At 67.5% G+C, this 19276-nt stretch carries 16 protein-coding genes and 1 pseudogene; 3 read left to right on the top strand and 14 right to left on the bottom strand.

All coding sequences use genetic code 11. The features are described 5' to 3' along the window. Positions 1-12: 12 nt before the first annotated feature. The 5 genes from ahpF to G3N64_RS10780 all read right to left on the bottom strand — a co-directional run bounded on the left by ahpF (position 13) and on the right by G3N64_RS10780 (position 4209). On the bottom strand, positions 13-1611 hold the full coding sequence (ahpF, locus tag G3N64_RS10800) for an alkyl hydroperoxide reductase subunit F (protein WP_205783842.1): 1599 nt from the start codon (positions 1609-1611) through the stop codon (positions 13-15). Positions 1612-1739: 128 nt separating this feature from the next. Next, a complete protein-coding gene (ahpC, locus tag G3N64_RS10795) occupies positions 1740-2303 on the bottom strand; it encodes an alkyl hydroperoxide reductase subunit C (RefSeq protein ID WP_152863664.1) in 564 nt (187 codons plus the stop codon). Positions 2304-2609: 306 nt separating this feature from the next. Further along, the gene (locus G3N64_RS10790) at positions 2610-2975 is read right to left on the bottom strand and encodes a type II toxin-antitoxin system VapC family toxin (protein WP_205783841.1); all 366 of its coding nucleotides are present in this window, start codon (positions 2973-2975) and stop codon (positions 2610-2612) included. Next, positions 2969-3187 carry a CopG family transcriptional regulator gene (locus G3N64_RS10785; protein WP_175001548.1) on the bottom strand — a complete coding sequence of 73 codons (219 nt, stop codon included), beginning with the start codon at positions 3185-3187 and terminating at the stop codon, positions 2969-2971. The genes G3N64_RS10790 and G3N64_RS10785 overlap by 7 nt, the downstream gene beginning before the upstream one ends. Positions 3188-3312: 125 nt before the next feature. After that, the gene (locus tag G3N64_RS10780; protein ID WP_205783840.1) at positions 3313-4209 is read right to left on the bottom strand and encodes a LysR substrate-binding domain-containing protein; all 897 of its coding nucleotides are present in this window, start codon (positions 4207-4209) and stop codon (positions 3313-3315) included. A gap of 177 nt (positions 4210-4386) precedes the next feature. Here G3N64_RS10780 and G3N64_RS10775 point away from each other — a divergent pair, with 177 nt between their 5' ends. From G3N64_RS10775 to G3N64_RS10765, 3 genes are read left to right on the top strand one after another with little or no spacing between them, the layout of a single operon-like run. After that, positions 4387-5553 (top strand): branched-chain amino acid ABC transporter substrate-binding protein, encoded by a 1167-nt coding sequence (locus G3N64_RS10775; RefSeq protein ID WP_205783839.1) that lies wholly within the window; start codon positions 4387-4389, stop codon positions 5551-5553. Positions 5554-5586: 33 nt separating this feature from the next. Then, a complete protein-coding gene (locus G3N64_RS10770; protein ID WP_205783838.1) occupies positions 5587-6111 on the top strand; it encodes an L-2-amino-thiazoline-4-carboxylic acid hydrolase in 525 nt (174 codons plus the stop codon). After that, positions 6104-7369, top strand: coding sequence for a Zn-dependent hydrolase (locus tag G3N64_RS10765; protein ID WP_205783837.1), 1266 nt, complete (start codon positions 6104-6106; stop codon positions 7367-7369). The genes G3N64_RS10770 and G3N64_RS10765 overlap by 8 nt, the downstream gene beginning before the upstream one ends. An 87-nt stretch (positions 7370-7456) precedes the next feature. Here the strand turns inward: G3N64_RS10765 and G3N64_RS10760 are convergent, their stop codons facing one another. The 9 genes and pseudogenes from G3N64_RS10760 to G3N64_RS10720 form a co-directional block, all read right to left on the bottom strand. Further along, entirely contained in the window at positions 7457-7936 is a 480-nt protein-coding gene (locus G3N64_RS10760) for a GNAT family N-acetyltransferase (RefSeq protein ID WP_205783836.1), read from the bottom strand. A gap of 34 nt (positions 7937-7970) precedes the next feature. Next, positions 7971-8807, bottom strand: coding sequence for a cytochrome c (locus G3N64_RS10755; protein ID WP_205783834.1), 837 nt, complete (start codon positions 8805-8807; stop codon positions 7971-7973). 281 nt (positions 8808-9088) lie between these two features. Further along, a complete protein-coding gene (locus G3N64_RS10750; protein WP_205783832.1) occupies positions 9089-10357 on the bottom strand; it encodes a hypothetical protein in 1269 nt (422 codons plus the stop codon). Then, the gene (glmS, locus tag G3N64_RS10745; protein WP_205783830.1) at positions 10354-12177 is read right to left on the bottom strand and encodes a glutamine--fructose-6-phosphate transaminase (isomerizing); all 1824 of its coding nucleotides are present in this window, start codon (positions 12175-12177) and stop codon (positions 10354-10356) included. The genes G3N64_RS10750 and glmS overlap by 4 nt, the downstream gene beginning before the upstream one ends. A 118-nt stretch (positions 12178-12295) precedes the next feature. Further along, positions 12296-12784, bottom strand: coding sequence for a Biofilm PGA synthesis auxiliary protein PgaD (locus G3N64_RS10740; RefSeq protein WP_205783823.1), 489 nt, complete (start codon positions 12782-12784; stop codon positions 12296-12298). After that, positions 12762-14033 carry a poly-beta-1,6-N-acetyl-D-glucosamine synthase gene (gene pgaC, locus G3N64_RS10735; protein ID WP_205783821.1) on the bottom strand — a complete coding sequence of 424 codons (1272 nt, stop codon included), beginning with the start codon at positions 14031-14033 and terminating at the stop codon, positions 12762-12764. The genes G3N64_RS10740 and pgaC overlap by 23 nt, the downstream gene beginning before the upstream one ends. Next, positions 14030-16123, bottom strand: coding sequence for a poly-beta-1,6-N-acetyl-D-glucosamine N-deacetylase PgaB (gene pgaB, locus G3N64_RS10730; RefSeq protein WP_205783819.1), 2094 nt, complete (start codon positions 16121-16123; stop codon positions 14030-14032). The genes pgaC and pgaB overlap by 4 nt, the downstream gene beginning before the upstream one ends. 14 nt (positions 16124-16137) lie before the next feature. Then, complete coding sequence (pgaA, locus tag G3N64_RS10725; RefSeq protein ID WP_205783817.1) at positions 16138-18819, bottom strand: poly-beta-1,6 N-acetyl-D-glucosamine export porin PgaA; 2682 nt, start codon at positions 18817-18819, stop codon at positions 16138-16140. A gap of 104 nt (positions 18820-18923) precedes the next feature. Then, positions 18924-19276: pseudogene (locus G3N64_RS10720) on the bottom strand (hypothetical protein); the annotation flags it as partial.

The following is a 19276-nucleotide window of genomic DNA, read 5'->3' as shown; positions in this document are numbered from 1 at the left end:
GGCTGACGCGCGTTACGCGGCGACCGCTTCTTCGGCCTGCGGCTGCGCGGCGGCAACCGGTGCAACGTCCTGCCGGATCAGGTGGTCGAACGCGCCGAGCGATGCCTTCGCGCCTTCACCCACGGCGATCACGATCTGCTTGAACGGCACCGTCGTCACGTCGCCGGCTGCGAACACGCCCGGTACCGACGTCGCGCCGCGCGCATCGACGACGATCTCGCCGTGCTTCGACAGTTCGACCGTGCCTTTCAGCCATTCGGTGTTCGGCACGAGGCCGATCTGCACGAACACGCCTTCGAGATCGATGCGCTGCGTGTCGCCCGAGCGCAGATCCTTGTAGACGAGCCCGTTCAGCTTGCTGCCGTCGCCGGTCAGCTCGGTCGTCTGCGCCTGCGTGACGATCGTGACGTTCGGCAGGCTGCGCAGCTTGCGCTGCAGCACTTCGTCCGCGCGCAGTTGTGCGCCGTATTCGATCAGCGTGACTTCCTTCACGATGCCGGCGAGGTCGATCGCGGCCTCGACGCCCGAGTTGCCGCCGCCGACCACCGCGACGCGCTTGCCCTTGAACAGCGGGCCGTCGCAGTGCGGGCAGTACGCGACACCGCGGTTGCGGTATTCGCGCTCGCCCGGCACGTTGATTTCGCGCCAGCGCGCGCCGGTTGCGAGGACGATCGTCTTCGCCTTCAGCACCGCGCCGTTCGCGAGACGGATCTGGTGCACGTCGCCCGGAATCAGCGCATCGGCGCGCTGCACGTCCATGATGTCGACGTCGTACTGCTTCACGTGCTGTTCGAGCGCGGTCGCGAACTTCGGCCCTTCGGTTTCCTGCACCGACACGAAGTTCTCGATCGCCATCGTGTCGAGGACCTGGCCGCCGAACCGCTCGGCGACGACGCCCGTCGCAATGCCCTTGCGCGCCGAGTAGATCGCCGCAGCCGCGCCCGCCGGGCCGCCGCCGACGATCAGCGTATCGAACACCGGCTTGTTCTCGAGCGACTTCGCGGCACGTGCGCTGGCGCCCGTATCGAGTTTCGCGAGGATTTCCTTCACGCTGCTGCGGCCCTGGCCGAACGAAGCGCCGTTCAGGAACATCGTCGGCACGGCCATGATCTGGCGCGACTCGACTTCGCTCTGGAACAGCGCGCCGTCGATCGCGACGTGACGGATGCGCGGGTTGATCAGCGACATCACGTTCAGCGCCTGCACGACTTCCGGGCAGTTCTGGCACGACAGCGAGAAATACGTCTCGAACGCGTAGTCGCCGTCGAGCGCACGGATCTGTTCGATCATGTCGTCGTCGAGCTTGATCGGGTGGCCGCCCGTCTGCAGCAGCGCGAGCACGAGCGACGTGAATTCATGGCCCATCGGGATGCCGGCGAAGCGGATGCCGGCCGGCTTGCCGGGCTCGCCGATCGAGAACGACGGCTTGCGTTCGGCGTCGTCGCGGCGTTCGGTCACGGTCACGCGATCCGTCAGCGACGCAATCTCGTTCAGCAGCGCCAGCAGTTCCTGCGATTTCGCGCTGTCGTCGAGCGAGGCGACGAGTTCGATCGGGCGCGTGATCTTTTCGAGGTACGCTTTGAGTTGGTTCTTGAGATTGGCGTCGAGCATGGCGTTTCGGATTCCGTATTAATGATTCTGGTCGGGCACGTCGTGCCGGAGGAGGGCGCGGGCCGCATGCCGCGGCGGCCCGTATTCGTGTGTCTCGCGCGCCTCGTGCGAGGCGCGCGGAGCGATCGTCAGATCTTGCCGATCAGGTCGAGCGACGGGGTCAGCGTTTCCGCACCCGGCGTCCACTTGGCCGGGCACACTTCACCCGGGTGTGCCGCGATGTATTGCGCAGCCTGCACCTTGCGGAGCAGTTCGCCTGCGTCGCGGCCGATGCCGTTGTCGTGGATTTCGCACAGCTTGATCTCGCCTTCCGGGTTGATCACGAACGTGCCGCGCAGCGCCATCCCTTCTTCCTCGATCAGCACGTCGAAGTTGCGCGACAGCGTGAGCGTCGGGTCGCCGATCATCGGGTACTTGATCTTGCCGATCGTGTCCGACGTGTCGTGCCATGCCTTGTGCGTGAAGTGCGTGTCGGTCGACACGCCGTAGATTTCGACACCCAGCTTCTGGAATTCCGCGTAGCGGTCGGCGAGGTCGCCCAGCTCGGTCGGGCAGACGAACGTGAAGTCGGCCGGGTAGAACACGACGACGGACCACTTGCCCTTGAGGTTCTCTTCCGAGACGGACACGAAATCGCCGTTGTGGTAAGCGGTTGCCTTGAACGGCTTGATTTGGGTGTTGATGATCGGCATCTGGTGAATTCCTTTTCGTCAGTGGTGAGTGGAGTGTTGCCAGTATCCGGGTTCACCCTGACTTTGTGAAATTGCTTGTTTCAATCCGGGGCATCGAGAATTTCTATCTGAATCCGGCCCTTGATTGGGTGGGGTGGGCGGGGAGGCGGTTTTGACGCGTTGGGCGGGTGCCCGTTCGAGGCGAGCAAGCGTGGGGGCGGGTGATGTGCCGGCGAATGGCCGGTGTCTTCCTGGCGCAGGATGAATCGTCGAGTGCGCTCGTATGAGGTCGCGACGGTGAGAGGGCACGCCGCCGCGCCCATCGGCTTAGATCTGATAAGGCACGCGAACGCCCGGTTCAGTGGCGGGAAAATCCTTCGTGTTTCGCGACACGAGCAGCAGCCCGTTCACTTGCGCGGATGCCCAGACGATCGCGTCGGGCAGGCGAATGCGGCGTTCCTTGCGAATCGTCACGGCACGGTTCGCGACCGTGCTGTCGAGCGCAATGACATCGAATGACGAGAGCCATGCGCGTATCGCGGCTTCATTATGCGCGGACGCGCCGACCAGAACCTCCATCCACGAGATCGTGCTGATCGCGCGATAGTCATAGCGGCCGAGTTCCGTGCGGGCGGATTCCACGCCACCCAGATAATCAATCAGGATGTTGGTGTCGAAGAGCGCTTTTACCATTCCGAGCGCAGTTCTTCCTGATAGGCGAGCCCATCGACCGTGCGATCTTTCCAGAGACCGAAGACGTCGTCCGCGAGCGGACGCTTGTGCAGGGCGATGTAGGCATCGATCGCGTCGCGGATGATGGCGGCGCGGGGACGATGCTCAGTCTCGACGATGGCGGCCAGCTCGTCGAGCTGGCCGTTCGATAGATCAACCAGAATCCGGCCCATGGCAACCTCCGATATATGATGTGCATATCATATATATTCGATCGACAGCACGCAACACCCGGGCTGGGCGCGGCGTGGGGCACGCTCGCGCAAACCGTTGCCCGACAAGGCGGGAAGGGCTCCGCTCAGATCCCCGCCATCTTCCTCAACCACGCCGCGAGCCGCCGTGCCCCGTCCGGCATGTCCGCGTCCTCGCGCGTGCACAGGTAGTAATCGCGCCCGTCGTCGAGCGCGTGATCGAACAGCTGCACGAGCTCCCCATTCGCCAGCTCGCGTTCGACCAGCGGCGCGCGCAGCAAGGCCGCGCCGAGATCCGCGCGTGCGGCGCTCAGCGTGAGCTGGCCATCCTCGAACATCGGCCCCACCGCATGCGACACATGCCGCACGCCGGCGCCCTGCAGCCAGTTGACCCACGTGCTGCGATCCTCGTCGTGCACGAGCGGCGCGCGTGCGAGATCGGCCGGCGTGCGGAACGGCCCGTGGCGCTTCAGGAACGACGGGCTGCACATCGGCACCATCGCGCCCGGCAGCAGCCGCTCGCAGCGGTAGCCGGGCCAGTCGCCGGTGCCGAAGCGGATCGACAGGTCCGACGCGTCGCTGCGGTAGTTGCGGTGATGCGCGTACAGCACCGTCACGTCGACGTCCGTGTTGTCGGCCAGGAACGCGTGCAGCCGCGGAATGAACCAGCCGATGCCGAGCAGCGGAATCAGGCTGACGGTGATCTGCCGCAGCGACGACCGGTCGCGCACGAAGCGCGTTGCGCTGCGCAGCACCGAGAACGCGGCGCTGATCGAGCGGTAGTAGTCGCGGCCTTCGTCGGTGAGCGCGAGCAGCCGGCCCTCGCGCACCGTCAGCGGCGTCTGGATGAACGCTTCGAGCAGCTGCAGCTGATGGCTGACTGCCGACGGCGTGATGTCGAGCTCGCCCGCGGCCGCGGTGACCGACCCGAGGCGCGCGAAAGCTTCGAACGCACGCACCGCGCGCAGCGGCGGATCGTACGGCAATTGTTCGATATTTTTCATGTGTCGAATTTTATCGAAAAGTCAGGGTAAGCGACAACATAAAAATATCCTGTATTTACAGTGAGATAGGTTAATGTGTCGGGAACGGAATAAGCATCCAACAATTGGATATTTGGGGTTTGGGTGCTGAATATTTAATATTTTTCATGTTTTGATTCGATTCACCGGTCCTCGCACATGAAAATCGCATTCCTTCCCGCCAGCCTCGCCTTCTCGGCGGCCGCCCTGGTCGCCTCCGTTCCCGCGTTCGCGCAATCCGCTCCGCAGACGATCCTGATCGGTCTCGCCGCGCCGCTCACCGGCCCGTCCGCGCGGATCGGCAAGGACTTGCAGAACGGCGCGCAACTCGCCATCGACGACGCAAACGCGAAGCATCCGGCCATCGGCGGCAAGCCGGTCGTCTACAAGCTCGTCGCGGCCGACGACCAGTCCGATCCGCGCACGGCCGTCGCGGTCGCGCAGCAGCTCGTCGACCAGCACGTGATCGGCGTGGTCGGCCACTGGAACACGGGCTGCAGCGTGCCGGCGTCGCGCGTCTACCGCGATGCGGGCATCCCGCAGATCGCGCCGGCGTCCACCGGCCATCAATACACGCAGCAAGGCTATGCGACGGCCTTCCGCATCATGGGTCACGACGATGCGGGCGGCAATTTCACCGGCGCGTATGCGGTGAAGACGCTGAAGGCGAAGCGTATCGCGGTGATCGACGATCGCACGTCGTTCGGCTCGGGGCTGGCCGACCAGTTCATCAAGGGCGTGCAGGCGAACGGCGGCGCGATCGTCGATCGCCAGTACGTGAACGACAAGACGACCGACTTCAGCGGCGTGCTGACCGCGATCAAGGGCAAGCGTGCGGATCTCGTGTTCTTCGGCGGCCTCGATGCGCAGGCTGCGCCGATCGCGCGCCGGATGCGCCAGCTCGGCGTGAACGCGCCGCTGCTCGGTGCGGGCGGCTTCGTGAGCCAGACCTTCCTGTCGCTCGCGGGCAAGGACGGCGACGGCGTGACGGCGCTCGAACCGGGCCTGCCGCTCGACCGGATGCCGGGCGGCAAGGCGTTCGACACGCAATACCAGGCACGCTTCCGCGCCCCGATCGAACTGCATGCGCCGTTCGCGTACGACGCGGCCGCCACGCTGATCGCGGCCGCGCAGAAGGCCGGCACGACGCAGCCGGCGAAGCTGGTCGCGGCGATGCGCGCGATCGACCGGCCCGGCGTGACGGGGCGGATCGCGTTCGACGGCGAAGGCAACCTGAAGGATCCGGCCTTCACGATCTACCAGGTGCGCGGCGGCAAGTGGACCGTCGTCGACGTGCTCGGCGGCTCGCGCACCGCGACCCAGTAAACACACAGCGATAAAACGACCAAGACGATCCCCATGACCGAAGCGACCCAGACATCCGCCACCCCACCCGAGGACACGCGCCTCGGGATCCTCGCGCGGCGCCGCATCGAAGCGGAAATCCTCAAGCCGATCTACGAGATCATGAAGCGCGAGTTCGGCACCGAGCGCGCGCAGGCCGTGATCGCGGAAGCCGTGCGCGGCGCGGCCGTCGACGCCGGCCGTACGTTCGCCGCGCAGGAGCCTGACGGCACGAGCGTGAAGTCGTTCATCGCGCTGCAGGTGCTGTGGGAGAAGGACGATGCGCTCGACGTCGAGGTGCGGCGCGCGGACGACGCGCACTACGACTACGACGTGCATCGCTGCAGCTACGCGGAGATGTATCACGCAATGGGGCTCGGCGAGATCGGGCACCTGCTGAGCTGCGCGCGCGACAGCTATTTCATCCAGGGCTATGCGCCGGATATCGCGCTCACGCGTACGAGCACGATCATGCAGGGCGGCAAGCGCTGCGATTTCCGCTACGCGCTGCAAGCCGCGCCGGAGAACGGCGATGCGTGACGACAACGCAAGCGCGGAAAGCTTGAGCGCGCCGCGCGTTGACGGTGACCGCCTGTGGGCGTCGCTCGACCGGATGGCGCACATCGGCGCGACACCGAAGGGCGGCGTCTGCCGTCTTGCACTGACCGATCTCGATCGCGAGTCGCGCGACCTGTTCGTGCAATGGGCGCAAGACGCCGGCTGCACGGTGCGCGTGGACCGGATGGGCAACGTGTTCGCGCGCCGTGCGGGCCGCAATCCCGGCGCCGCGCCGGTCATGACCGGCTCGCACGCCGATTCGCAGCCGACGGGCGGGCGCTACGACGGCATCTACGGCGTGCTCGGCGGGCTCGAGGTCGTGCGCGCACTGAACGATGCGGGCATCGAGACCGAGCGCCCGATCGACGTCGTGATCTGGACCAACGAGGAGGGCTCGCGTTTCGCGCCGGCGATGGTGTCGGCCGGCGTGTTCTCGGGCGTCTATACGCTCGAATACGGGCTGTCGCGCACTGACGGCGCGGGCAGGACGATCGGCGAGGAACTGGCGCGGATCGGCTACGCGGGCGCCGAGCCCGTCGGCGGCTATCCGGTGCATGCGGCGTACGAGCTGCATATCGAACAGGGCGCGATTCTCGAACGGGCCGGCAAGACGATCGGCGTCGTGACGGCCGGGCAAGGGCAGCGCTGGTACGAGGTGACGCTCACCGGTATCGACGCGCACGCGGGCACGACGCCGATGGAATTCCGCCGCGATGCGCTGGTCGGCGCCGCGCGGATGATCTCGTTCGTCGAAGTGCTCGGCCGCCGTTACGCGCCGTACGCGCGTGCGACGGTCGGGATGATCGAGGCGCGGCCGAACTCGCGCAACACGGTGCCGGGCGGCTGCTTCTTCACGGTCGAGTTTCGGCACCCCGACGACGCGGTGCTCGACGAGCTGGACGCGGCGCTGCGCGCGGAACTTGCTCGCGTGGCCGACGAGACGGGCCTCGGCGCGCAGATCGAGCAGATCTTCAAGTATGCGCCGATCCCGTTCGCGCCGCGCTGCATCGACACGGTGCGTGACGCGGCCCGGGCGCTCGGGCTGTCGCACATGGATATCGTGTCCGGCGCGGGACATGACGCGTGCTATGTCGCGCGCGTCGCGCCGACGGGGATGATCTTCGTGCCGTGCGTCGACGGGCTGAGCCACAACGAGGCCGAAGCGATTACGCCCGAGTGGGCGGCGGCGGGTGCCGACGTGCTGTTGCGCGCGGTGCTGCAGAGTGCGCAGGAAGCCTGAGCCTGAGTGTGACGGCGGCGGTCCGGCGGATAGGCGTTCGCCGGGCCGCGCCGGTTTCGTTCCGGTAACGTCAGCGCGCGATCTGTTTCAGGCGGAGGGCGAATGCCGATCGAGGTATCGCCGCATCACATGAAACGTCGTATCGGTGCGCCCCGGTATCGCCACCGTCGCAACATCGGCTGCGAAGCCGAGCTTTTCATAGAACCGGTACGCGGTTTCGCGTGCCGTGCACCACACGAGCGTGGCCCCGCGTGCTTCCGCGTGCCGCACGCAGACCTGCACCAGCACGCGCCCGAAGCCCATGCCGCGTACGGCCGGATGGACGGCCATCCCGCGCAGCCGCCACGCCGGCCGCGCACGATCGTCTTCGCGCGATTCCTCGCACAGCGACGCAACGGCGACGATGCCCGATGCGTTGCGTACGCCAACGTGCAGTGTCGTCGGCGCATGGTCGCCGGCCAGTTCGCATGCATTCTGATCGCCGTTCAGCAGGATCATCGCCCGGAGCGGGTGCGTCTGCGCGGCCTCGATCGTTGCGATGGTGAACAGCGTGTCGCCTGTCGTCATCAACGGTCCTTGAGTGATTCGATTCAGCCGCGCGTTACTGGCCGGCCTTGCGCTGCGCCCTATACGCGAGATACGCGACGATCTGGTCGAGTTCTCGGTCGCTCAGCTGGTCGGGCGGAAACGCCGGCATGCTGCGGCCGGGCCAGTCGCGCACCGATGCCGGGTTGCGGATATAGCGGCGCAGCGCGGCGGGCTGGAAGTAGTCGACCGGATTCATCGGGGCGTTCAGGTCGGGGCCGGCATGGCTGCTGCCCGCACCGTCGAGGCGGTGGCAAGCGAGGCATTGCGTGACGAACAGGTGCTGGCCCGCGCGCGCCGGGGCGTCCGCGGGCAGCGCGGCATCGACGGCGAGCGACGGCCAGCGCGCGAGCGGCGACGATTCGATCGTGACGCGCACGATCTGGTACGGCCACTGCTCGCCGCGCACCGACGACGCGTCCGGCCCGAGCCAGACCAGGTAGAACGGCCCGGCGCTGACCTGCTTGCCGGGCAGCTTCGGCCATGGATGCGCCGGATCCTCGATCGCGAGCCACGGGACGGCGCCGGCCGGCGTGCGGCGGCGCACGAGATCCAGCGGAAGTTGCGCGGCGAAGCCGTCGGCCGCGCGGGTTTCGAGCACGCCGTCGGCCGGCAGCGGCGTGTCGCCGAGCAGCGCGGCGAACGGCACCGCGCGGAACGTCATCCGCCGGCCGTACGCGATGTCGCGCGGCACGTGGATGTCGGCGGCATCAGGGCGTGCGAGCAGCGTTTGCCGCGTGAGGGCGCGGGCCGTGCCGTCGGTCTCGAGTTCAAGCGCGGACTGGGCCGACGCGCGTTGTCCGATCAGGCAAACCGTCAACAGCAAAAGCGAAAACCACCGGCGCGTCAGCATTCGTTCTCCGGGAAGGGGCGGTTCCGGCGGCGGCAGGAGGCGCGGGCCGCAGCCGATGGGAGGAATCGGGCGACAGTCTATCCGGTACGCGCGGCGCTGGCGACTGCGGCGCGGGAAGGGGGCGGCCATGATGGGGCAGAGTGGCCACTGCGTGCCTGGCGATCGGGGTGCAGGACGGATGCGGCGTCGCGCGGCGCAGTCTGCGCACGGCGGGGCGAACGGGCCGGGGCGCACTCACACGGGCCCAGCGCGTTGACGGCCATCCCGCTCCAGGACCGCCGTCAATGACTCGAACAACGCACTTCGCTCTTCGGCAACGGCGTCTGACGCTCCGGTTCGAAATCGGCTTCGCGTGCGCCCGACGGCGTCAGCGACACGAAATGCATCGCGGTGCCGCGCGCCGCGAAGCCGGCGATACCCGTCGTGCCCCACGGAATCGACACACGCTGCACGCCGCTGACCGCGAGGTCCGCTGGCCCGAGCGCCAGCGTCAGCAGCCGCCCGTCGCGGATCGGCACGTACGCATGCGTGCCGGACACGCCGATGCCGGATTCGCGCACCGATGGCGGCAGGCAGTCGAGCGTCGCCGTGCGGCGGCCGTCCGGCGCGATCAGCATCGCGACGCCGCGATCGTCCGCCGTCGTCGTGACGACGATGAAGCGGTCGATCTCCGGCACATAAGCCGACGAGTACACGTAGTACCGGATCGCGTCGTTCAGCGTTCCCAGCCTGTCGAGCTTCGCGGTGACCGGGTCGAACATCGCGTATTCGAGCGTCGCGTCCGTGCTGCCTTCGATGAATTTCTGCCACACGAGCAGCGCGGCATGCGGCGAGCCCGCGACGACGGGCCACCACTCGCGGCGGTGCGGCGCGACCGCGACCTGGTTCAGCACGCGCCCGGCCGCGTCGTAGGTCTTCACGTAGACGCCGTTGCCGGTGCCGAGGTTGTCGACGCCGCCGCCGTCGATCCAGTCGGCGGAATAGAACACGACGAAGCGGTCGGCCGCCGTGGCGACATGCCCCGAGTGGCCGCCCGATTCGACGTCGTTCGGGTACGGCTTGATCGGCTTCAGGTCGCGGCGATAGACGCCGTAGCGCTGGCTGACTTCCTGCGGCGCGTTCCAGCCGTCCTCGAACGTGACGAAGATGTCGCCGCGCGCGTTCTGCGCGATCGACACGGGCTCCTGCGCCTCGGGGCGGCTGATGAACGGATGGACGTGCAGCAGGTGCGGCTTGCCGGGCAGCCATTCGCCGACGTACACGTCGTGCGGCCAGTTGCCGTTGCGCAGCGCGCCGCGCGGCACGATGCCCGAGCTGCTGAAGAACACCCAGCGCTTGCCGTTGCCGGCGTCGGCCACGCCGATGCCGTGCATGAAGCTGCGCGGATCGGTGGCCGGGTGGGGTGACGGGGCGTCCTGCACGGCGACCGTATGCACGGACGGCGTGGCGGCGAAGGCCGGTGGCGGCACCGTGACGATGCCGCATGCGCCGTACAGCGCGGCCGCGACGCACTGCGCGACCGCCTGCGCCGGGCGCGTTCGCCCCGTCATTCGACGGTCACCGATTTCGCGAGGTTGCGCGGCTTGTCGACGTCGGCGCCGCGCGCGCAGCCGACGTGATACGCGAGCAGCTGCAGCGGGATCACGTTGACGATCGGCGACAGCAGGTCGCCCGATTCGCGTACGCGGATCAGGTGCGTGTCGCGGTCGGCGTCGATCGCGAGCTGATCGCCGGCCAGCACGTAGAGCCGTCCGCCGCGCGCGCGCACTTCGGCCATGTTGGATTTCAGCTTCTGGAACAGGCGGTCGTCCGGCGCGATCGTGACGACCGGCATCGCGCTCGTGACGAGCGCGAGCGGGCCGTGCTTCAGTTCGCCGGCCGCATAGCCTTCCGCGTGGATGTACGACACCTCCTTGAGCTTCAGCGCGCCTTCCATCGCGATCGGGAAATGAATGCCGCGCCCGAGGAACAGCGCGTTCTCGGTGCGCGCGAACTTCGCGGCCCAGCCCATGATCTGCGTCTCGAGCGCGAGCGCATGGCCGATGCGCTCGGGGAGCGCGCGCAGCTGCTTCAGGTGCAGCGCGGCCTGCTTCGCATCGAGCCGGCCGCGCAGCTGCGCGAGCGTCAGCGTCAGCACGAACAGCGCAACGAGCTGCGTCGTGAACGCCTTGGTCGACGCGACGCCGAGCTCGATGCCGGCCCGCGTCAGGAAGCGCAGCGGCGCGTTGCGCGCGATCGTGCTGGTCGCCACGTTGCAGATCGCCATCGACAGTTCCTGACCCACGTCGCGCGCCCGCTCGATCGCACCGATCGTATCGGCCGTTTCACCCGATTGCGAAATGCCGACGACGAGCGTGCGCGGATCGGCCACCGTATCGCGGTAGCGGAATTCGCTGGCGATCTCGACCTGGGCGGGCACGCCCGCGATGGCCTCGAGCCAGTATTTCGCGGTCAGCCCCGCGTAATAACTGGTGCCGCAACCGAGCAGCAGCACGCTCCTGACTCTCGACAGCAGCGCGCGCGTGCTGTCGGTCGCGTCGAACAGCGCCGGCGAGATCGTGTCGATGCCGTCGAGCGTGCTGTCGATCGCCTTCGGCTGCTCGAAGATCTCCTTCTGCATGAAATGCTGGTACGGGCCGAGCGCGGCGTCGCCGTCGCGCGCCTTCACCTGGCACAGCGGGCGCTGGGCGTCGTGCCCGCCCGAGTCGACCACGGCGATGCGGTCCGGCGTGATCAGCGCGACGTCGCCGTCTTCCAGGTAGACGAAGCGGTCGGTCAGGTCGCCGAGCGCCGCGCAGTCCGACGCGAGGTAGTTCTGTTCGGCACCAATGCCGATCACGAGCGGCGAGCCCGCGCGCGCGGCGACGAGGCGCTGCGGCTCGCGCGCGCTCAGCACCGCGATCGCGTACGCGCCGTGCAGCCGCTTGACGGCACGCACCACTGCGTCGAACAGGTCGTCGCGATAGAGGCTGTGGATCAGGTGCGCGATCACCTCGGTGTCGGTCTGGCCGCGAAACGTGTAGCCGCGCTCCCGCAGCTCCGCGCGCAGCGCGTCGTGGTTCTCGATGATGCCGTTATGCACGACCGCGATCGTATCGCCGGACATGATCGGATGTGCGTTCATTTCCGACGGTGCGCCGTGAGTCGCCCAGCGCGTATGCGCAATGCAGGTCTGCGCTTCGAGGCCCAGCGTCAGCACGCGGGCCTGCAGGTCGGTCACGCGCCGCAGCGTACGTTCGCTGCGCAGGCGGCCGGCATCCTGCACGGCGATGCCGCACGAATCGTAGCCGCGATATTCGAGCCGGCTCAGCGCGTTGACCAGTTGCGGCACCTGATTGTTCAGGCCGCTTGCTCCGACGATTCCGCACATGATTCACCTCGTCCACAAAAGGTTGCCGGCCTGCCGGCCAAGCGCGGCAGCGCGGCGTCAGGAGCGGCGCCGCGCGGCACCGATGCAGCCCCGTGCGCGGCGGCGCGGCTCCGCCGACCTACTCGCGGGGCTGCGGCCCCGCGTGGGCAATCCATTCGATGCCGGAAATCGAGCCGTTCGCGTCGTGCGACGCGACGAGAATGCGCGTCGTGCGCCGCGCGCCGCGCCGGCGGGCGCTGGCCAGCACGGTCGGCGGCACCGAGCGCACCTTCGCGCTGGCCGAGCGCCGCAGCATCTTCGACGCGCGCAGCCGGTAGGCCAGCGGATGCACGACGCGTCCGGCGATCAGCCACGTGACGATGGTGCCCGCGATGATCGCGATGCTGGTCGCGTAGAACACCATCTGTTCGATCGGCATCTCGGCCGGGTTGAACGGCAGCAGGTAGCGGTACGTGTAGATGCAGATCGACGCCCACACGGCGCCCACCAGCGCGGGCCGCACGAGGCGGAACCAGGCGACCAGCGCGAGCCCCGCGATACGGCCGCGTTCGGCGATCATTTCGCGCGGTGCGCGCAGGGAGAGATCAATAATCGGCGCGTTCTTCATGTTGAATGCCTCGGTCGGGGCTGACCCATACGGCCCGCTTGCCGCGGCCCCGCAGCGCGATGGCGGGCAGGGCGATGACGGTGGTGATCATGCTGATCACCCAGAAGGCGACGGGATACCAGACGGTGTCCAGGAAATACATCAGGAGTTTTTCGTCGTAGCGACGATCGATCATGCTGCCGATGATCAGTTGCAGGATGCAGGTGGCGACCAGCAACATGCCGTGCCAGTGCGGCACGACCGATACGTGCCAGCTTTGCGGCAGCGGGTACACGATGTCGATCAGCGCGAGCAGCAGGATGAACGACATCGAGTACGCCCACGCGATGCCGATCAGGTACTCGGCGAACAGCGGCCACATCATCATCTGCGTCGGCCGCGCGAGCGTGCCCGCGTACTTCATCAGCACCTGGATGCCGCCCTTTGCCCAGCGCAGCCGCTGCCGGTACAGGCCCTTCAGCGTCTCGGGCATCAGGATCCAGCTCAGCGCGTGCGGCTCGTACACGACGCGCCAGTCGCGGCACTGCAGCTTCCAGCTGATGTCGATGTCCTCGGTGAGCATGTCCGAGCTCCAGTAGCCGACGTCGGCGAGCGCGGTCTTGCGAAACATCGTGACGACGCCCGACACCGTGAAGATGCGGCCATACACCTGCTGCGTGCGCTTGATCAGCCCGACGATCGACGAGAATTCGCCGACCTGCATGCGGCCGAGCAGCGACGTGCGGTTGCGGATGCGCGGGTTGCCGGTCACCGCGCCGACGCCCGGGTCGGTCAGGAAGTGCTCGAGCATCCAGCCGATCGCGTCGTGCGCGAGCAGCGAATCGCCGTCGATGCACAGCAGGTATTCCGCGTTCGACACGGCCGCCGCGGTCGTGAGCCCGACCGCCTTGCCTTCGTTGCGCGCGTGATGGATCACGAGCAGCCGCGGGATCTCGGCGGCCAGCGCGTTGAGGATCTCGCCGGTGCGATCCTGGCTGCCGTCGTTGACTGCGATGATGTCGTAGTTCGGATACTGCATCCCGTTCAGGTGGCCGATCACGCTGCGCGCGTTCGACGCTTCGTTGAAGCAGGGCACGACGATCGAGATCTTCGGGATGCCGCTCGACGCGATCGTCCGCGTGGACAATTCGCGGCCTTCCTCGAGCAGGACGTAGTGCACGACGCCGCCGATCATCCACAGGTACGACATGAAGAACGGGTAGTAGAAGACGAAATCCTGCAGCCGCTGGATGATGCCGTGGTTAGTCATGGCGTCTTCGCCCCCTGTGTTTTATGCATCTGCATCAGTGCGTTGATCGAGGTCGGGTCGAGGCGCGACTTCAGCGACATCACGTCGCGCATCGCGTCGAGTTCCGGCAGGCCGTTCAGGAAGTTGTCCGGGTAGTAGCCGAAGTTCACCGCGCCCTCGCTGCGCAGCCGCCGCATCTGCGCGAGCAGCGTGCTGGCGGGCACGTCCTTGCGGGCGTGCCAGTCGTACGACTGCAGTTCGAACACGGTGCGCTGCAGCCCGCGCTGCTTCGCACGGACGGCCCGCACGAGCTGGTCCATCCAGCCTTCGGGATCCTTCGCCTGCTCCATGTACGGCATCGCCATCAGCGCGACGTAGTCGTAAGTGGCGAGGAAATCGTCGTAGTTCTGTGCGTACCACGCTTCCGATTCGGGCTTGAGCACCGGCAACGCGAAGATGTTGCGCGCGGTCAGCACATCGCCCACGTTCTGGTGGGCCAGCACGATCTGTTCGAGCTGGCGGGTCAGGTCGATCAGGTAGCGCGACTTCTGCCGGGTCCAGCGTTTCATCATGTCGGGGTTCTCGCGGATCTTGCCGACGTCGGCCGGCAGCCCCCACTGCGAATAGGTGCGCAGCGCATGCTGGCTCGCATCCTCGTAGTCGTCGAGCACCGCATCGTCGCTGAACAGGATGCCGCTGAACGACGCGTGCTTGCTGAGATCCTCGTAGATCTGCTGGATCATCAGCCGCGCAGCCGGATCGAACGGGCTCAGCCGGAACGTGCGCGTGCCGTTCTCGCGGGCCGGCGCGCCGCCGTAGGCACTCACGGTCTCGAGCCCGCGCTGCTTGTCGGCCGGCGGCCGGAACGCGAGCACCGGCATCCATGCGTACACCTGCACGTTGGAGCGCGTGTTGAGCTGCCACGCGGCGCGCGAGAACAGGTCGGCGCGCATCGGCAGGTGCCGGTTCGGGAAATACACGGATTCGGCCACACCCGTGCCTTTCGGATCCGCGTACGCCTGCAGGTACACCGATTTCGGCTGCATCCGGTAGATGCGCTCGATCAGCTTGCCGAGATTCGCCTCCTGCCGCGCGGGATCCGGATCGTAGACCTGGTCCAGATCGACCTGCACGATGCGCTCGGGCACGTCGACGTCGCCGCGGTTCGACGCCGGCTCGCGCATCGAGCGCTCGAACCCGCCGATGTCGACGTCGTACATCATCAGGATCCGCCGCAGCCGGTCCAGCGGCACGTCCGGCGTATTCGGGCCGGCGTCGAGGCTGAACTGGACGTCCATGCCGAGCGACGTCGATATCGTGCGCACGGGCTGGTTTTCCGCACCGTATGGCCACACCATCGAGCGTGCGACGATGCCCGTATGTTCGCGGATCTGCCGCACGCATGTCTGCAGGTCGTTGTGCACGCGCGCTTCGAATTCGGCGTCGGTTTCATAGCGCTTCTCGTCCTGAAGGTAGAGGTGCGACGTGGTCGCCGGCAATTCGTTGCCTTGCGGATTCGCGACTGCGCCGTGATGGAGGTTGTGCGTGTGGCAGCCGAGCTCGACGAGCTGCGACTGGCCGACCTTTTTCACCTCGTCCCACGACATGAAGTAGTCGCGCGGCACCTGGATCTTGTCGCTGATGCGGATCGGCGCATCCGGCGGCGCATCGATCCAGGCGGTCACGATGCCCATCACGGCCGGATACTTGAAGCGCTCGAGCAGCGGCAGCACTTTCGTGTAGTGGCTGCGGTAGCCGTCGTCGAACGTGAGGAGCACCGCGCGCGGCGGCAGCGGCTTGCCGCCGTGCCGCGACTCCTCGATCTGCCTGACCGTGACGGTGTGGTAGTTGTTGGTCTGCAGCCACGAGAAGATCGCGGTCAGCGTGCCGGTATCGACCGCGAACGGGTCGACCATCGCCGATTTCGAGGAAAACGACGCCATCAGGTTGTCGCGCACGTCGTGCATGCAGATCACGCGAAACGTCTTGCCGTCGGCCGGGTCGGACGGCGGCAGCAGATCGATCATTTTGGCGTTCGTCACGCCAGGGAACAGCGAACAGGCGGCAAACGTGCCGAGGCATCCGCACATGAAGGTCCGTCTGGTTTGCATTCGCGATCTCCTTGCTAGAACGGCAGGTTGACCGACATGAAGCCGGTTTCGGAGCGCTCGCGCTGGCCGTCGTATGCATGGCTGCTGACCTCGACGCCATAGGTCAGCGTGATGTCGTGCTTGAACGTCCACGCATGCTCGAGGCGCGCACTCCACAGCGGGCTGGTGCCGAAGCCGCGCTCGTTGTACACGCCGCCTGACACCGATACGCGCTGCCGCAGCCCCATGTCGCCCTTCTTCCACAGCGTCAGCTGGTGCATGACGGTCGCCGCGGCCGCGTAGTCGCGGCCCGGGCTGAAGTAGGGCGCGTCCCGGCGCGTGTTGCTGTCGGTGCCGAGATCCAGCGATACGTTGACGAGCTGGTTGGCGGTCGTATACACGCGCTGCGTGGCGGTCGCCGCGATCTCCTGGTGCAGGTTCGAGTCGCTGTAGCGGCTCACGCCGTAGCTCAGCTTCACCTCGCGGCGGTCGTTCTGGCGATACACGACCGAGACGTTCGCCGAACGGCCCCAGATGTGCGCGGCATAGGCCTTCCACGGCAGCGAGTTGTCGTTGGTGTCGAGCGCGCCGCTGACCGTCCAGTAGTCGTTCAGCGCGTACGCGATCGACCCGCGGCCGCCGGTACGGCCGTCCCCGCCGAGGGAACGCGTGACCTCGCCCTGCACGGTGAGCGGCCCGTGCCGGTAGTCGCCGCCGACGCCCGTGCGCGTGCGGCTGACGTTGCCGCCGTCGGTTTGCGCATGGCCGAAGAACGTATGCGAGAAGACGCGCCAGTTGTCGCCGAACGGTTGCGAATAGATATAGCTGTCCGACGTGAAGCTGTTGTCGGCCAGTGCGCTGTTGCCGTGCTCGAAGCTCAGGTCGGTCGTGAACACGGGGCTGCGGTACGCTTTGTAGTCGCGCTTGAAGGTGCGCACGGCACCGCTGTCCGGGAATGTGTTGTCGAGGGTCTGGTCGACGGTCTTCGCGCTCGCGTAGTCGTCTGCCGTGAGCGACGCGCGGCCGAGGCTCGCGAGCATCTCGACGCTGTCCGGGTGGTCGGTCAGCGATGCGCGATACATCGCGATCGCCTGGCGGGGATGCGACTGGCCGGACACCGCGTCGGCGTGCGCGGCACGGATTTCCGCGTTGAACGGCACCTGCTTCTCGAGCTCTTCGAGCGCGGCGATCCCTTCGTCGACGTGGCCCGTGAAGATCAGGTATTGCGCGCGCAGCCGGTAGTAGCGCAGATAGTCGCTTTCCTCGGGGCCGACGTTTCGCACCTCTTTGACCGGCGGCAGCGAGTTGCCCATGTCATCGAGCACCTGCTTCGCGTCCGCCGCGCGTGCCTGGTCGACGTACGACCAGAACAGCCCTTCACGCAGTTCGATCGGGCGCGTGCGTGTACCGTACTGGAAGCCACGGGTCGCGCGGTCCGTCGGCGACGCGGTCGCCTGCTTCAGCGCGCGCTGGTATACGGCGTTGGCCTTGCCCGGTTCGCTCAGGTACAGGTAGGCGTCGCCGACGGCCGACAGCGCATCGATCGAGATCTCCGCATTGGACGGAATGGTCTCGAACGTCGCGACGGCCGTCTTCATGTCGCCGCGCGCCGCATAGGCGACCGTGCGGTCGCCTGCGAGCGCCGTTCTGACCGGCGTGTATTCGGGCGTGGCCGGCATCCGCTTGTCGAGATCGTCCGCCGCGTGCAGCGCGCTGTCGATCCCGTCGAAGCGGTCGGTGCTCGTCATCGAACGCGACTTGTCGCGTCCGCCGCGCACCTGCTGGCGAATCGACAGTTCTTCGAGTTGCGCGATGTCGACGGCGGAGAACGCATCGGGCCGCGCTTTCGCTTCTTCGAGCGCCTTGATCGCGCCACCGCTCGCCGCGAGGCCGAACACGTCGTTGCGCACGGTCTCGACGTCGGCGGTCCGGAGGTTCGGTGCCTGGGCATTCGGCGTTTCGACGTCGGGGCCAGGCGATCGTTGTGTCGGTTCGCCGGGTAGCTGGGCGCCGGGCGTCTGCGCGTTCGGCGCCGGGGACGAAGGTGCTTGCGCGCCAGGCATCTGGGTAACGGGCGCAGGCGAGTTCGGCATCGGGGTGCCGGATGCCTGCGCGGTCTGCGTCGGCGCATTCGGCGGCGCGGTGGGGGGGGCTTGCCCGCCCCCCGGCGGGGTGTCCGAAGTCGGCACGACCGGCGCGGGCGAAGGGGATGCAGCCGTGTCGGACATCGTCGAGGCCGGCCGTGCCGGCGCATCGGGCGGTTGGACGTTCGTGGCCTGCGCAAGCAGCATCGGCGCATCCGGCGCCTGCGCGACCGGTGCCGGCGTATCAGGCGATCGTGCACCCGGCACCGGGTTGCCCGATTGCGGCGCCTCCGGTTCCACCACGATCGTGGTCGGCTGCTGAGGGTTCGACGCCTGAGCGACCTGCATCGACGCATCCGACGCCTGCGCGATCGGCGTCGGCGCGTGAGGGGGCGGGGCGCTTTCAGCTTGGGCAATCTGGATCGATACGACCATTGGCCGCATGTCGCGCGGCGGCGCATCCGGCGCGCCGTGGGTCCCGGCGATTGCGCTGGCGCCGCCGGATTCCGACTCGCCTTCGGCGGCGAAGCAGGGGCCGGACGCGACGAGCAGCAACACCAGCGGTGCATGCAGGAGGATCCGCCGGTTGGACGGAGCGACGGTGGTGCATTGTTGTTTGCGATTGTTGTCCACGGTGAGTCCTCACTCGGTAACGATCACATCGGTTGCATGCCCGACGATGCACGCCGCCGCTCGTCGCGCGGCCGGGCGGCGAGGCCCGGCCATGCGGGGCCGGCCTACAGGCGATTGCGGATCGCTTGCCCAAGCAACGCACGCGATTCGCTGTTCTTCGGGTCGATCGCGAGCGCCCGGCTCGCGTTTTGCTCCACACAGTTCCATTCGTCGATCACCGCGCACGAGCGCGCCTTCGCCAGCGCACGCGCACTTTCCAGTTCCGCGTGCGTGATGCCTGCCGTCTGCATGCGTGCCGGATCGGATCGGTACGACGGTGACTTCGGCGCGAGGCCCATGCGCTTTCCCGTGCCGGCCAGCGTTGCGGTTCGCGGTTCGCGATGCGCGCCGCCGGGCCGTACGGCCGCGCGGCCATGGGCCGGCGCGGCACGCGTGCTGGCCGCCAGCGTCACGGGCG

The organism is Burkholderia sp. Ac-20344 (genome assembly GCF_017104975.1).
Taxonomy (GTDB): Bacteria; Pseudomonadota; Gammaproteobacteria; order Burkholderiales; family Burkholderiaceae; genus Burkholderia.
Note: the sequence above shows the minus strand (reverse complement) of the source record. Positions and strands in the feature narration are given on the sequence as shown.